The organism is Pseudomonas sp. GW821-FHT01D09 (assembly GCF_059422465.1).
Genome location: NZ_JBWKWY010000012.1, coordinates 38,742 through 53,638 on the forward strand (window position 1 = coordinate 38,742; position 14,897 = coordinate 53,638).

Here is a 14,897-nt window from a genome sequence, read left to right on the forward strand (position 1 = left end):
TCCTTATGCCGTGCTGATAACTCGGCCCTGGTGATCCACCACCGGGCCACTCAAGTGAACGCCGGACGCATCCAGCAGCATGCCGACTGCACCGACCTGCACACTGATGGCGGCGGCGGTCATGACCAAACGGGCGGCGCCCAGGCTTATTTCCACCTGCTCGCGAGAACCGCTGAAGACCGTGGGGCCATTGCTCCAATTCATGACATGGCCTGCGGCGTCATAAGCACTTTGCGTTCCGTCCGGGTAACGCCGGCTCGTCAGGCTGGCCACGCTGGACAGCGGTGGGAAGCGATCACTGTTCAGGCCAAACAGCGCCACCGACTGCCCCCCACCCTCGCCGCCGCCGTAGTTGAGCAACAGGCATTGCTCACCCACTGTGGGGATCCGCGTTTCCGTCTGCGCCCCGGCGCTGGGGTTGAAAAAGCGAATCGCCGGGGTCAGCAACTCGCCATGGCTGACCTTGCAGGTGTTGCTGGCCGCATCAACTTCCTGGCACACGCCGATCCGGCAAAAGCTCTCGGCCCGCCGATAGAGGTCTTCCAGCTGGGTTTCCATCTGTGCCAGGCGCTCGACAATGGGCGCCAATTGCAGGCGTAACAATGCATCGAACATGGGCTACTCCTGCAATGGCCGGTATTGATCGGGGTCGTCGATATCCGACACTTCCCAGGTCCGGGCAAACAGCGGCTTGCCGATGGGGTCGTCGAGCAGCGGCGGGCCGAGGTAAAGGGTCTGGCTGAAGGACACGGTCCAACTGTCGTAGTTGGGTTCGGCCCCCACCGGGGTCGACGGCAGCGCAACGATATTCACCGGCACATCGCACTGGGCCGGCGGCAACTGCCAACGGTTATCCAGCACCAGGTCCATCAGCCGGCTTGCCAGGTCGCAGGCGTCAAAGGGCTGCGCGCCCTGGGCGGCCATGACCTTGAGCGAAATCGACAAGACATGGGCCTTGCGCCCTTCAAGGGAGCGTACGCCCGGGCCATTGCGCTCGACCGTGATCGCCACGGCGGTTTCATCCGCCGCCAGAATGCCCGGCGGGCTGCCCACCCGTAGTTCGGGGAACGCTGCACGCAGGGCCTGGCCGACGGCAATCGGCAGCTGTGAAGGTTTTTCAATAAGGGTCATGGGGTGGCTTCCTTGCAACAATCACTTTGAATCCGGGGGCGGGTTGACCCCGATGCGCCTGGCAGCCCAGCGCTCATAAAGGCCGATGGCAACATCGGCGCCGGCCATGGCGGTCAAGCACCCGAGCGCGCCGGCCGTCCAGATCGACATGCCAGCGGCGTACAGCAACATCAACGCTGAAACCCCGCACACCATGCAGGCCCCGGAACGCAGGGCCAGGCGGCGGACCAGCGACCAACCGCGGGCGCCCTCCTTGTCGGCGCGCCACATCTCCCCGGACACGCCGCCGATCAGGGCCAGAATAATCACCAGCCAGATAGGCATTTCTGCCAACGCTTGCTGCTCGTTTGTCATGTCACGCCTCCTGGAATGCGTAAAACCGGCAGGTGGCCGGTGCTTGGGTCAATAGATGGATGGGGTTGTCGGTAGGCATTCCAAAAAGCCCGGTGGCCCAGGCTTTTCAGTAATGCTGTCCTTAGGCGCTACTGGCGCGTTACGGATTCTTCCTTGATGTTTTTCCGACCACGATCCCTGTCTGCCGGATAACTGCTTCTGGTGCTTTACGCTGCACACCCGGGTCAGTTGCCAACCCTCTGAACCGTCAAGGCCGGTTCATCGCTGCCTGTTGTAAAACCGTGAAACTAAAGAGCGTCGGCATCCTTGCCGGTGTTGCCTGGCGTCCTTGCCATCACTCGGTGGCGTCCATGCCAGTGTTGCGTGCCGTCCTTGTCTTCCTTGGCAGCATCCTTGCTGCCTCCACCAGGCCTTGTTGGCTGGCTTGAGATGGAGAATATGCATTAATGCATATACAGTCAATGCATAAATGCATTTTATTTTGCACGAATTATGCGAATTCGCATAAAAGCCTTGAAGGGTGGGCACTTGGCGGTTTTCCATAGGCGAAAAAAAGCCCGCTCTTGGGCGGGCTGCTTCTTACAAAGAAGGGTTAGCGGGCGTACATGCCCCACCAAAAAACGTGACCGAGGATGCTGATCTGCTCTTCCTGGATCTCCTGGAAGCTGTAGTCCTCATCGGGATGCTCATCCCGGTTGAAGCTGCGCAGGCGGATCCCCGAAGGCAGGCGATAGAGCTGTTTGACCCGCAATTGACCGTTGTGATTGATGGCATACAAGTCACCATCCACGATATCGCCGATCCCGCTCTTGCCGGCATTCACCCCTACCGTCGCCCCATCGCGCAGCACCGGCAGCATGCTGTTGCCGCGTACCGTCACACACTTGGCCTGGTCGAACTGCACACCGTTATGCCGCAGGCTGCGCTTACCAAAACGCAGGCTGGCCTTCTCGCTTTCCTCGATGACGAATCTTCCTGATCCAGCAGCCAATTCAACCTCGCGCAAAAAGGGGATCGACACCTCGTCATCATTAACGGGCGTGTCGTCGTCCCACAGGCTTATATCCTTGAGCTCCGAATGCATCGGATCGCGCTCATCCTGCCACGCCGCCCCCGCGCGCCCGCGCAACTGGTCGGTGCTTACGCGGAAATAATCGGCGATACGCGAGATGTGCTTGTCCGATGGATCAACGATCTTGCCGCTGAGAATCCGGGACAGAGTGGATTGAGGCACGCCAGTACGCCGGTGAAGCTCCGTGGGGGAGATCCCGTCGCGATCGAGCAGCTCTCTTAAGACGATTGAAACGTTGCGTTTTTGCATAACGGGGATAGTGACGGGAGTTTTGGGGGTTGGCAAATGCTAATTTGCATATCTGGTGTATGGATATGCGGTTGTATCAGGGAGTTTGTGAACGGCGAAGTGCTGAGCTTGCATGTTAACCTGACGCCCATCGCAAAAAATGCAGAGCTTGTTTGATGGAAAACAGTGCCGGTACAAGCGATCAAAGGATGACGCCGACCGAGAAAAAAATCTCGGACGACGCTTTGGGCTTCGCTCGTTCAAACAAGAAATCCATTGCCAGGCGCCTGACCGATAAGAGCATCTATCTACCAGAGGAAGCTCCGGTATCCGTCTATATGGCGGGTTCACCTGGTGCCGGAAAAACCGAGGCTTCAATCGCCTTGATAAATCTGTTTGCCGACAGCCAGATCCTGCGAATTGATCCTGATGAGCTTCGTGGCGAATTCGCCGCCTATACAGGAGGAAACTCATGGTTATTCCAACGCGGCGTTTCAATTCTTGTTGAAAAAATCGTGGACTTTGCGATGGACCAACGGCAGTCATTTCTGCTCGACGGCACGTTCTCGAATATTGAGGTTGCCAGAAGAAACGTAGAGCGCTCCTTGAAAAAAGGAAGATTCGTACAGATATTGTATGTTTACCAAGATCCAATGCTTGCCTGGGGATTCGTCAAAGCCCGCGAGGCTGCTGAAGGAAGAAAAATTCGCAAAGAACACTTCATTGAGCAGTACTTTGCTGCACGTGACGTGGTCAACGCACTTAAGCTAGAGTACGGAAGCGATATTCATGTGGATTTGCTGCTCAAGCATATCGACAACTCGGGACGGCTCTACAAAGCCGGCGTCGAAAAAATTGACTACCATATCCCTGAGCGACACTCGCGGGCTGATCTAAAAGCCAGGCTCGAACTACCACCATCGGGAGCACAATGATGATTTCGATCAAGCTGGGCTTGTCCAAAGGAGCGAAAAGCCCCTTTGCTGACTTTATTCGTAACGCAAAATCGGATCAAAAAAAGCGCGTCTACAGCCAGGTGCTAATCGAAGCCACCAAGCAACAGAATCTTGTCATGATGCAGGCAGAGGCAAAGCGCACCTGATGTCTATCCCGCCTCTGGACAAAAGCCCGGCCTAGTGTCGGGCTTTTTATGGTCCCCTTTTGAGTAAATGTGTCACCTCCTTTTACGTTTTACCTATCCGCTTGCAAACTGCGAACGGCCGACCTCGCGTGTTAACCTTGCCCCCATCGCAAAAAATGCTGGGCCAAGCGCCCCCTTTGCCCCATCACTTTCAACGAACTTGCCTACTACCCAATGAGTAAAAATACGTCCGATCTGTCCTCCCACACCCCGATGATGCAGCAGTACTGGCGCCTGAAAAACCAGCACCCTGATCAGTTGATGTTCTATCGCATGGGCGACTTCTACGAGATCTTCTATGAAGACGCGAAGAAGGCCGCCAAGCTGCTGGACATTACCCTGACCGCCCGTGGGCAGTCGGCTGGGCAGGCGATTCCGATGTGTGGGATTCCTTACCATTCGCTGGAAGGTTACCTGGCCAAGCTGGTCAAGCTCGGTGAGTCGGTGGTGATCTGCGAGCAGATCGGCGACCCGGCGACCAGCAAGGGGCCGGTGGAGCGTCAGGTGGTGCGGATCATTACGCCGGGGACGGTCAGTGATGAGGCGCTGCTGGATGAGCGGCGCGACAATCTGATCGCGGCGGTGCTGGGGGATGAGCGGCTGTTCGGCCTGGCGGTGCTGGATATCACCAGTGGCAATTTCACGGTCCTGGAGATCAAGGGCTGGGAGAACCTGCTGGCGGAGTTGGAGCGCATCAATCCGGTGGAGTTGATGATCCCGGATGATTGGCCAAAGGATTTGCCGGCGGAAAAACGCCGTGGGGCCAAGCGACGTGCGCCGTGGGATTTTGAGCGCGATTCGGCGCTGAAAAGTCTGTGCCAGCAGTTCTCCGTACAGGATCTGAAGGGTTTTGGTTGCGAAACCCTGACCCTGGCCATCGGCGCCGCCGGTTGCCTGCTCAATTACGCCAAGGAAACCCAGCGCACCGCCCTGCCGCATTTGCGCAGCCTGCGCCATGAACGCCTGGACGATACGGTGGTGCTCGATGGCGCCAGCCGGCGCAACCTGGAACTGGACACCAACCTGGCCGGTGGCCGCGACAATACCCTGCAGTCGGTGGTGGACCGTTGCCAGACCGCCATGGGCAGCCGCTTGCTGACCCGCTGGTTGAACCGCCCGCTGCGCGACTTGAGCGTGCTGCAGGCGCGCCAGTCGTCCATTACCTGCCTGCTGGACGGCTACCGCTTTGAAAAGCTGCAACCGCAGCTCAAGGAAATCGGCGATATCGAGCGGATCCTGGCGCGAATCGGCCTGCGTAATGCCCGCCCGCGCGACCTGGCGCGCCTGCGTGACGCCCTGGGCGTACTGCCCGAGTTGCAACAGGCGATGACCGAGCTGGAAGCGCCGCACCTGCAACAACTTGCCGTCACCGCCGGTACCTACCCGGAACTGGCTGCGCTGCTGGAAAAAGCCATTATCGACAACCCGCCCGCGATCATCCGCGACGGTGGCGTGCTCAAGACCGGTTACGACAGCGAGCTGGACGAGCTGCAAGCCTTGAGCGAGAACGCCGGGCAGTTCCTGATCGACCTGGAAGCCCGCGAAAAGGCCCGCACCGGCCTGGCCAACCTGAAGGTCGGCTACAACCGTGTGCACGGCTACTTTATCGAGTTGCCGAGCAAGCAGGCCGAGCAGGCCCCGATTGATTACCAGCGCCGCCAGACGCTCAAAGGTGCCGAACGCTTCATTACACCCGAGCTGAAAGCCTTTGAAGACAAGGCGCTGTCGGCCAAGAGCCGCGCCCTGGCCCGGGAAAAGATGCTCTACGAGGCCTTGCTCGAAGACCTGATCGGCAAGCTCGCGCCGTTGCAGGACACCGCCGCGGCCCTGGCCGAGCTGGATGTATTGAGCAACCTTGCCGAACGTGCGCTGAACCTTGACCTGAACTGCCCGCGTTTTGTCAGCGAGCCGTGCATGCGCATCGTCCAGGGTCGCCACCCGGTGGTGGAGCAAGTACTGACCACGCCGTTCGTGGCCAACGACCTGTCCCTGGACGACGACACGCGCATGCTGGTGATTACCGGTCCGAACATGGGCGGTAAATCCACCTACATGCGCCAGACCGCATTGATCGTGCTGCTGGCCCATATCGGCAGTTTCGTGCCGGCGGCCAGTTGCGAGTTGTCCCTGGTGGACCGCATCTTTACCCGTATCGGCTCCAGCGATGACCTGGCTGGTGGCCGTTCGACCTTTATGGTGGAAATGAGCGAAACCGCCAATATCCTGCACAACGCCAGCGACCGCAGCCTGGTGCTGATGGACGAAGTGGGGCGCGGCACCAGCACCTTCGACGGCCTGTCCCTGGCCTGGGCCGCCGCCGAGCGCCTGGCCCACCTGCGGGCCTATACGCTATTTGCCACCCACTACTTTGAACTGACCGTGCTACCGGAAAGCGAGCCGCTGGTGGCCAACGTGCATCTCAATGCCACCGAGCACAACGAGCGCATCGTGTTCCTGCACCATGTGCTGCCTGGGCCGGCCAGCCAGAGTTACGGCCTGGCCGTGGCCCAGTTGGCCGGTGTGCCGAACGACGTGATCCTGCGCGCCCGCGAGCACCTCAGCCGCCTGGAAACCACCGCCCTGCCCCACGAGACCGTGGTTGCCAGCCCAGCCAAGGCCGCCAGCAAACCCGGGGTGCCCATGCAGAGCGATATGTTCGCCAGCCTGCCCCACCCGGTATTGGATGAGTTGGCAAAGCTTGACCTGGATGACTTGACACCGCGTAAAGCGCTCGAAATGTTATATGCACTGAAGACTCGGATATAACGCAGACGCTTGCAAGCTGGTAGACTCTCGCGCGGTTTGGGATGCTGCAGGCTTTTAGCCTGGCCTGCAGACTATCGCTCCCAAACCTCGCGAACCCTGCCAGAAGGGGTTTCGCTGCCGCCGCCTGAGGAGAAAACTAGAAATGACCTTCGTCGTCACCGACAACTGCATCAAGTGCAAGTACACCGACTGCGTAGAAGTGTGTCCGGTGGACTGCTTTTACGAAGGCCCGAACTTCCTGGTCATCCACCCGGACGAGTGCATTGACTGCGCCCTGTGTGAACCAGAATGCCCGGCCGTTGCGATTTTCTCCGAGGATGAAGTCCCGGAGGACATGCAGGAATTTATTCAGTTGAATGTCGAGCTGGCGGAAATCTGGCCCAACATCACTGAAAAGAAAGAATCGCTGCCAGGCGCAGAAGAGTGGGATGGCGTGAAGGGCAAGATCAAAGACCTCGAACGCTAACAGCGTCGCGCCCCTCCAAAAGGCCCCTTGCGGGCCTTTTTGCGTTTCTGGAGGCCGGTCGTTTACTTTTCTGCAGGCAAAAAAAAGGGGCGGTTTGACCCGCCCACATTTTTTCCCTAGTCCCTGTGTTCCTTTTCATCGTCCTGATGAATCGCATCCTGCGAAGTTCCCTGAGTCATCGTTCCTTGATGACCGTGTCAATCCGTGGACACAGGGCTGATAGTAGAGACTTCCCGGACAAGTTCAACGGGATCCATTCCCAAGCGCGCCTTGCCATAGCGCCCGAATAAAAATAAATAAATCTTTTATTTCAACAACATAGAAATATGTCCGAGTGATTCGAGTCGTCCTGGGCCGGCTAAAAAACCAAACGCTTACGAAAAAGTAAGCGAATGCTTACACCGCCCATTAGGGAAATGCTCAGTCGACCTCCCAAAAGGTTTACGCCAGACAAGAAAAAGCCCCGACAAGGTCGAGGCTTTTCTACCTGCAAGCTACTCAGTCGTCGCTGACAGTGATGGTCGGCATTGCCTGGGCACCGGCTTCCTGCAAGACAATCCGCGCGCCCACGTGACGGGCCAGTTCCTGGTAGACCATGGCGATCTGCCCATCGGGCTCGGCGGCGACCGTCGGCTTACCGCCATCGGCCTGTTCACGAATGCCCATCGACAGCGGCAACGAAGCCAGCAGTTCAACGTCATATTGGGTGGCCAGCTTTTCGCCGCCGCCTTCACCGAACAAATGCTCGGCATGCCCGCAGTTGGAGCAGATGTGCACCGCCATGTTCTCCACCACGCCCAGCACCGGGATGTTGACCTTGCGGAACATCTCCACGCCTTTGCGGGCATCGAGCAACGCCAGGTCCTGGGGCGTGGTAACGATCACCGCTCCAGCCACCGGTACTTTTTGCGCCAGGGTCAGTTGGATATCACCGGTGCCTGGCGGCATATCGATCACCAGGTAATCTAGGTTGCCCCAGTCGGTTTGCATCACCAATTGCATCAAAGCCCCGGAGACCATGGGCCCGCGCCACACCATCGGCGTGTTGTCATCGGTCAGGAAGGCCATCGACATGACTTCCACGCCATGGGCCTGGATCGGCACGAACCACTTCTGGTCCTTGATCTTCGGCCGCGAACCTTCGGCAATGCCAAACATCACGCCCTGGCTGGGACCATAGATGTCCGCGTCGAGGATGCCCACGCGCGCCCCTTCCCGGGCCAGGGCCAGGGCCAGGTTGGCCGCGGTGGTCGATTTGCCCACGCCGCCCTTGCCGGACGCCACGGCCACCACGTTCTTGACGTTGGCCAGGCCCGGGATCTGCGCCTGGGCCTTGTGCGCAGCGATCACGCATTGGATGTCGACCTTGGCCGAGCGCACGCCGTCCAGGCCTTCAATGGCCATTTGCAGCATCTGTGCCCAACCACTCTTGAACAGACCTGCCGCGTAGCCCAGTTCAAGCTGGACCGTGACCTGGTCGCCCTGCACATCAATGGCCCGGACACAGCCGGCGCTGACCGGGTCCTGGTTCAGATAGGGGTCGGTGTACTGGCGAAGAACGGCTTCCACCGCTGCGCGATTGACGGCGCTCATGGGCTACTCCCGGAAAAGACAGACTAAAACAGGCGGCTATCCTAACCGTTCCAACGCTTGAGGGGCATGCTTTCGCAACATTGGAAAACCCTGAAACAGCCTCACGGGGTGAAATAAATTTGCCGGCGCTTTATAGTGGCCGACCTCCGTTTCATCAAGTAGCCGAGCCCCATGTCCGAGCCACGCAAGATCCTCGTCACCAGCGCCCTGCCCTATGCCAATGGTTCCATCCATCTTGGCCATATGCTTGAGTACATCCAGACCGATATGTGGGTGCGCTTCCAGAAGCATCGCGGCAATCAATGCATTTATGTCTGCGCGGACGACGCCCACGGTTCGGCCATCATGTTGCGCGCCGAAAAGGAAGGCATCACCCCGGAACAACTGATTGCCAACGTCCAGGCTGAACACAGCGCCGACTTTGCCGAGTTCCTGGTGGATTTCGACAACTTCCACTCGACCCACGCCGAAGAAAACCGCGAGCTGTCGAGCCAGATCTACCTGAAGCTGCGGGATGCCGGGCACATCGCCACCCGCTCGATCACCCAGTATTTCGACCCGGAAAAGAAAATGTTCCTGGCCGACCGCTTCATCAAGGGCACCTGCCCCAAGTGCGGCACCGAAGACCAGTACGGCGACAACTGCGAAAAATGCGGCGCCACCTACGCGCCCACCGACCTGAAGGATCCGAAGTCGGCGATCTCGGGCGCCACCCCGGTGCTCAAGGATTCCCAGCACTTCTTCTTCAAGCTCCCGGATTTCCAGGAGATGCTGCAAACCTGGACCCGCAGCGGCACCCTGCAGGACGCCGTGGCGAACAAGATCGCCGAATGGCTGGATGCCGGCCTGCAACAGTGGGATATCTCCCGCGATGCGCCGTATTTCGGCTTCGAGATCCCCGATGAGCCGGGCAAGTACTTCTATGTGTGGCTGGACGCGCCGATCGGCTACATGGCGAGCTTCAAGAACCTCTGCGACCGCACGCCAGAGTTGGACTTCGACGCGTTCTGGGGCAAGGACTCCACCGCCGAGCTGTACCATTTCATCGGCAAGGACATCGTCAACTTCCACGCCCTGTTCTGGCCGGCGATGCTCGAAGGTTCGGGCTACCGCAAGCCGACCGGCATCGCCGTGCACGGCTACCTGACGGTCAACGGGCAGAAAATGTCCAAGTCCCGTGGCACCTTTATCAAGGCCCGCACCTACCTGGACCACCTGTCGCCGGAATACCTGCGCTACTACTACGCGTCCAAGCTGGGCCGTGGCGTCGACGACCTGGACCTGAACCTGGAAGACTTCGTGCAGAAGGTCAACTCGGACCTGGTGGGCAAGGTGGTCAACATCGCCAGCCGTTGCGCCGGGTTTATCCACAAGGGCAACGCCGGCCTGATGGTGCCGGTCAACGCCGCACCGGAGCTGACCGACGCCTTCCTGGCCGCCGCGCCAAGCATCGCCGATGCCTATGAGGCCCGCGACTTTGCCCGCGCCATGCGCGAGATCATGGGCCTGGCCGACCGCGCCAACGCCTGGATCGCCGACAAGGCACCGTGGTCGCTGAACAAGCAGGAAGGCAAGCAGGATGAAGTCCAGGCCATCTGCGCCACCGGCATCAACCTGTTCCGCCAACTGGTGATCTTCCTCAAGCCGGTGCTACCGTTGCTGGCCGCCGACGCCGAGGCCTTCCTCAACGTTGCGCCACTGACCTGGAATGACCACGCCAGCCTGCTCAACAATCATCAGCTCAACGAATTCAAGCCATTGATGACCCGTATCGACCCGGTCAAGGTGCAGGCCATGACGGATGCCTCCAAGGAAGACCTGACCGCCAGCCAGACCGACACCGGCGAAGCCGCCCCCGCCGGCAATGGCGAGTTGGCCAAGGACCCGTTGTCGCCGGAAATCGACTTCGACGCCTTTGCCGCCGTGGACCTGCGGGTGGCCCTGATCATCAAGGCCGAAGCCGTGGAAGGCGCCGACAAGCTGTTGCGCCTGACCCTGGATATCGGTGACGAGCAACGCAACGTGTTCTCCGGGATCAAGAGTGCCTACCCTGACCCGTCCAAGCTCGATGGTCGCCTGACCATGATGATTGCCAACCTCAAGCCACGCAAAATGAAGTTCGGCATCTCCGAAGGCATGGTGATGGCAGCCGGCCCTGGCGGCGAGGAAATCTACCTGCTCAGCCCGGACAGCGGTGCCAAGCCTGGCCAGCGCATCAAGTAACCCGAAGTGCCCTGTCGCGGTGATTGGCCGCGACAGGGCGGTTTGCGCTAGTACCCTCTCCCTGCTTGCCGGATAATCAGGCCCTGTTTGCTTAACCGGCCCGACCATGACCGAACTGCTTGTCGCCCTTCTCTGCGCCGCCCTGATCAGCCATTACCTGCTGCGTCTGGCGCTGCCTGGAGATCCGCCCCTGGAGCGACGACGGATGCATGCCCTGGGGTTGGCGACCACACTCCTGGTCGCCTTCAGCGGCGTTTCCAGCGACCTGCTGCTTCACTTTGTGTTGCAACCCTTGGCGCTGGACGCGTTATGGCTGTTTGCCTATGTGCCCGTGGCGATCCTGTTGAGCCAGCCCTTGCTGAATGTACTGTCCCGCCGCGTGCCCGCACTGCCCTTCGACGGGTTGTGGGTGCCGCTGCTGGCTAACGCCGGCGTGCTCAGCGTGGTACTCCTGGGCCCTGGCAATACCAGCCAACTGATCTATAGCCTGGGCATCGGCCCGGCGTTCTGGTTGACTCTCAGCCTGTTCAACGATTTGCGCCAGCGCATAGACCATAACGATATCCCCCAGCCCTTCAAAGGCCTGCCCGTGGACCTGTTCAGTGCCGGGCTGATGGCCGTGGCGTTGCTGGGCTTAAACGCAATGATCAAACCATGAGCCTGATTCAACGTATCGACGCCCTGCTGCCCCAGACCCAATGCGGCAAATGCGGGCACCCGGGCTGCAAACCCTACGCCGAAGGTATCGCCCAGGGCGAAGCCATCAACAAGTGCCCGCCAGGCGGCACCGAAACCATCGCCGAGCTGGCGCAGCTGTTGAACCTGGCGCCCCTGGAGCTAGACAGCACCCGTGGTGAAGCCCCCGCGCAGATTGCCTTTATCCGTGAAGCCGAGTGCATCGGTTGCACCAAGTGCATCCAGGCCTGCCCGGTGGATGCCATCGTCGGCGCGGCCAAGTTGATGCACACCGTGATCGTGGATGAATGCACCGGCTGCGACTTGTGTGTCGCGCCCTGCCCGGTGGATTGCATCGACATGCTGCCGCTGCCCCTGGCCACGGTGCTGCCGATTGTCGCGGGCTATGCCAGCACCGCCGAGGAGCGCCAGGCGCGCACGACCAAGCGTGACCGCGCCCGACGTCGCTTCGAGCAGCGCAATGCGCGGCTGCACCGCGAGCAAGAGCGCAAACTGGCGGAACGCCTGGCCCGTAACAAACGCCCGGCCCCTAGCGAAGAGGTCAACAGCAACCCGTTGCAGGCCGCCATCGAACGCGTGCGCGCGCAAAAAGCCGCCGATATCGACGCCACGCTCAAAAAGGCCAAGATCAACCTGGCGATGAGCCGGGCGCAACTGCACAAATCCCTGAAAGCCTTTGGTCACCCGCCAACCTTTGAGCAGCAGTCGCAGTTGATCATCCTGCAACAGCAATTTGAATCCGCCGAACAGGCGTTGGCCGCCCTTGAAACGAACGCCCCCCCAGCTGCGATCCCGCAGCCCCATAAAGATCCAGCGCTCAAGCGCGCCAAAATCCAACTGGCCATGCGCCGCGCCGAGCTGAAAAAAGCCCAGGACGCGATGGCCAATGCCGAACAACTAGCCACCCTGGGCGCAGCCCTGGCCGCCGCTGAACAGGCCTTGCATGCGGCCGAGGAAAGCTCCGAGCAGCCCAGGCCCGATTTGCAACGTGTCGAGAAACGCCCCATCGACAGCCAACTGCGCCAGCTGAAGACCGCCCTGGCCTATGCCCGCGCCGACCTGAGCAAACTCGAACGCCAACCCGCCAGCAGTGCCGCCGAGTTGATGGAAGCCCGGCGGCGCCTGGATGACGCCCAACGGCAAGTAGACACCTATGTCAGCGCCTGAGGTGGTTGATCGCCAGCAATACGCCATGCAGCGCCTGCTGCTGGCGACAATCCCTGGGGCACTGGTGCTGTTCTGGTTGTATGGCTGGGGCGTGTTGATCAACCTGTTGCTGGCCTGCGCCTGTGCATGGGCCATCGAAGGCGGCGTGCGCCGGTTGCGCGGCCAGGGCGCCGGCGACCTCAGCGGCCTGGTCAGCGCAGTGCTGCTGGCGCTGGCGCTGCCACCTTACTGCCCCTGGTGGTTATGCCTGGGCGCCGTCAGCAGTGGCCTGCTGCTGGGCAAGCACCTGTATGGCGGCCAGCAGAACCCCTTCAACCCGGCCATGCTCGGCTATGCGCTGATGCTGCTGGCCTTTCCCCAGCCAATGACCCATTGGCCCGCGTCCCACGGCCTGGACCTGCTGGCCGGCCTGCAACAGGTGTTCGGCCTGCACGGCGAAACCGCCGATGCCTGGGCCCGGGCCACGGCGCTGGATGCCTTGCGCGTCAATAACAGCCTGACCATCGATGAGCTGTTTGCCCGCCACCCGGCATTCGGCCAGGTCGCCGGCAAAGGCAGCGAGTGGGTAAACCTGGCGTTTCTCGCCGGCGGCCTCTTCTTGCTGCAACAACGGGTCTTCAGTTGGCATGCACCGGTGGGCATGCTCGCCAGCCTGTTCATGATCAGCCTGCTGTGCTGGAACGGCTCGGGTTCGGACTCCCATGGCTCACCGCTGTTTCACCTGCTGAGCGGGGCCAGCATGCTCGGGGCGTTCTTTATCATCACCGAACCGGTGTCGGGCGCAAGAAATGCGCGGGCGCGCCTGCTGTTTGGCGCGGGGGTGGGCCTGCTGACCTACCTGATCCGCACCTGGGGCAGCTACCCGGATGGCGTGGCGTTCGCCGTGCTGATGATGAACCTGGCAGTGCCGGCACTGGAGCGCTGGACGCGACCGCAGGCGGTGGCGGCATGAAGCGCAGCTCTCAAGCCTTGAGCGTGCTGCTGATCGCCGTCGGCGCGGCGGGCCTGACCCTTGGCCTGCAACAGTTGACGGCCAAGCCCATTGCCGCGCAGCAGCGTGAGATGCAAAGTCGGGCGTTGCTGGATGTGCTGCCCACCGGCAGTTATGACAATCAACCGCTGGAGCACCCCCTCGGCATCACCTCGGGCCTGCTGGACAACAGCCAACTGCTGGGGGGTTATCTTGCGACCTTGGCCGGCACACCCAAGGCCGTCGTGCTGCGCTCGCAGGTCAATGGTTATGGTGGGCGTATCGAATTACTGATTGCCATCGACCGCAACGCCAGGCTGCTCGGGGTAAAGCCCCTGGCGCACGCAGAAACACCGACACTGGGCGGGCATATTGGCGAGCCCGGCAATGCGTGGCTGGCCTCATTCAAGGGGCTATCGCGGGAAAATCCACAAGCCTGGGCATTGAAGAAAGACAGCGGCCAATTCGACCAACTGACCGGCGCGACCATCACCTCCCGCGCAGTGATCAACGCCATCCACGATGCCTTGCGGTATTTTGACGAGCATCGCCAGGCCCTGCTGGAGCCCACCGGCCATGACTAAGCCATTCGCCCTCGCCAGCCTGTTATGGCTGCCTGCGCTGCTGGGGGTCAGTGCCACCCCGGCGGGCGCTGCAATATTCTGGGGGTTGTGGGCACTGACCATGACGCTGCATGGCTGGAGCTGCGGCTGGGTGCGCAATCGCCTCAGTGCTCATGGGTGGCTGACGGCCAATGTATTGCTGGCCACCACCTGGGCCAGTTGTGCACACTTGGTGGCCCAGGCCCTGGCCTTTGCGCCATCTACAGGCCTGGGGGCATACCTGGCGTTGATCGGCGTGCAATGCGTACTGCTTGAACATGACCGCCCGTTCGCCGCCAACCCGCGCAGGGCACGGCTTCAACTGTTCGCGATATCCGCCGGACTGCTGGCGGCCATCACCCTTTTGCGCTTGTTGCCCGGCAGCGGTATTGCCACTCTCGCCCCCACAGGGTTTATCCTGCTCGGATTGCTGCTTGCCGGGTGGCAGGCCTGGACCCAACGCCGCACACCCCATTGAAGGAACCGCT

At 60.7% G+C, this 14,897-nt stretch carries 15 protein-coding genes; 10 read left to right on the forward strand and 5 right to left on the reverse strand.

What is annotated here, in order from left to right; translation table 11 throughout:
- Positions 1 to 3 precede the first annotated feature (3 nt).
- The 4 genes from AC07W7_RS13430 to AC07W7_RS13445 form a co-directional block, all read right to left on the reverse strand.
- Positions 4 to 615, reverse strand: a complete 612-nt coding sequence (locus tag AC07W7_RS13430) for a phage baseplate assembly protein V (RefSeq protein ID WP_076961799.1) — start codon at positions 613 to 615, stop codon at positions 4 to 6.
- A 3-nt stretch (positions 616 to 618) separates the two neighbouring features.
- Positions 619 to 1,131, reverse strand: a complete 513-nt coding sequence (locus AC07W7_RS13435) for a hypothetical protein (RefSeq protein WP_076961798.1) — start codon at positions 1,129 to 1,131, stop codon at positions 619 to 621.
- A 21-nt stretch (positions 1,132 to 1,152) separates the two neighbouring features.
- Positions 1,153 to 1,485: a phage holin family protein gene (locus AC07W7_RS13440; RefSeq protein ID WP_076961797.1), complete on the reverse strand. Its 333-nt coding sequence runs from the start codon at positions 1,483 to 1,485 to the stop codon at positions 1,153 to 1,155.
- Positions 1,486 to 2,077: 592 nt separating this feature from the next.
- The gene (locus tag AC07W7_RS13445) at positions 2,078 to 2,806 is read right to left on the reverse strand and encodes a LexA family transcriptional regulator (RefSeq protein WP_076961796.1); all 729 of its coding nucleotides are present in this window, start codon (positions 2,804 to 2,806) and stop codon (positions 2,078 to 2,080) included.
- A gap of 188 nt (positions 2,807 to 2,994) precedes the next feature.
- Between AC07W7_RS13445 and AC07W7_RS13450 the strand changes: the two genes are divergently transcribed.
- The 4 genes from AC07W7_RS13450 (at position 2,995) to fdxA (ending at position 7,158) form a co-directional block, all read left to right on the forward strand.
- Complete coding sequence (locus AC07W7_RS13450; RefSeq protein ID WP_169864521.1) at positions 2,995 to 3,720, forward strand: zeta toxin family protein; 726 nt, start codon at positions 2,995 to 2,997, stop codon at positions 3,718 to 3,720.
- A complete protein-coding gene (locus AC07W7_RS13455; protein ID WP_169864438.1) occupies positions 3,720 to 3,887 on the forward strand; it encodes a hypothetical protein in 168 nt (55 codons plus the stop codon). Before AC07W7_RS13450 ends, AC07W7_RS13455 begins: the two co-directional genes overlap by 1 nt.
- Before the next feature lie 213 nt (positions 3,888 to 4,100).
- Entirely contained in the window at positions 4,101 to 6,692 is a 2,592-nt protein-coding gene (gene mutS / locus AC07W7_RS13460) for a DNA mismatch repair protein MutS (protein WP_169864436.1), read from the forward strand.
- 142 nt (positions 6,693 to 6,834) lie between these two features.
- Positions 6,835 to 7,158, forward strand: a complete 324-nt coding sequence (gene fdxA, locus AC07W7_RS13465; protein ID WP_076961792.1) for a ferredoxin FdxA — start codon at positions 6,835 to 6,837, stop codon at positions 7,156 to 7,158.
- Positions 7,159 to 7,656: 498 nt separating this feature from the next.
- Here fdxA and apbC read toward each other — a convergent pair whose 3' ends face one another.
- Entirely contained in the window at positions 7,657 to 8,751 is a 1,095-nt protein-coding gene (apbC, locus tag AC07W7_RS13470; protein WP_076965291.1) for an iron-sulfur cluster carrier protein ApbC, read from the reverse strand.
- A gap of 171 nt (positions 8,752 to 8,922) precedes the next feature.
- On the opposite strand from apbC, the gene metG reads away from it, so the two are divergent.
- The 6 genes from metG (at position 8,923) to AC07W7_RS13500 (ending at position 14,887) form a co-directional block, all read left to right on the forward strand.
- Positions 8,923 to 10,974: a methionine--tRNA ligase gene (gene metG, locus AC07W7_RS13475; RefSeq protein WP_076965290.1), complete on the forward strand. Its 2,052-nt coding sequence runs from the start codon at positions 8,923 to 8,925 to the stop codon at positions 10,972 to 10,974.
- 106 nt (positions 10,975 to 11,080) lie between these two features.
- The gene (locus AC07W7_RS13480; RefSeq protein ID WP_495039473.1) at positions 11,081 to 11,632 is read left to right on the forward strand and encodes an Rnf-Nqr domain containing protein; all 552 of its coding nucleotides are present in this window, start codon (positions 11,081 to 11,083) and stop codon (positions 11,630 to 11,632) included.
- Positions 11,629 to 12,837 carry an electron transport complex subunit RsxB gene (rsxB, locus tag AC07W7_RS13485; protein WP_495039474.1) on the forward strand — a complete coding sequence of 403 codons (1,209 nt, stop codon included), beginning with the start codon at positions 11,629 to 11,631 and terminating at the stop codon, positions 12,835 to 12,837. Before AC07W7_RS13480 ends, rsxB begins: the two co-directional genes overlap by 4 nt.
- On the forward strand, positions 12,824 to 13,789 hold the full coding sequence (locus AC07W7_RS13490; protein WP_495039475.1) for an RnfABCDGE type electron transport complex subunit D: 966 nt from the start codon (positions 12,824 to 12,826) through the stop codon (positions 13,787 to 13,789). Before rsxB ends, AC07W7_RS13490 begins: the two co-directional genes overlap by 14 nt.
- Entirely contained in the window at positions 13,786 to 14,391 is a 606-nt protein-coding gene (locus tag AC07W7_RS13495; protein ID WP_495039476.1) for an RnfABCDGE type electron transport complex subunit G, read from the forward strand. Before AC07W7_RS13490 ends, AC07W7_RS13495 begins: the two co-directional genes overlap by 4 nt.
- The gene (locus AC07W7_RS13500) at positions 14,384 to 14,887 is read left to right on the forward strand and encodes an Rnf-Nqr domain containing protein (RefSeq protein WP_076965285.1); all 504 of its coding nucleotides are present in this window, start codon (positions 14,384 to 14,386) and stop codon (positions 14,885 to 14,887) included. The genes AC07W7_RS13495 and AC07W7_RS13500 overlap by 8 nt, the downstream gene beginning before the upstream one ends.
- Positions 14,888 to 14,897: the final 10 nt, after the last annotated feature.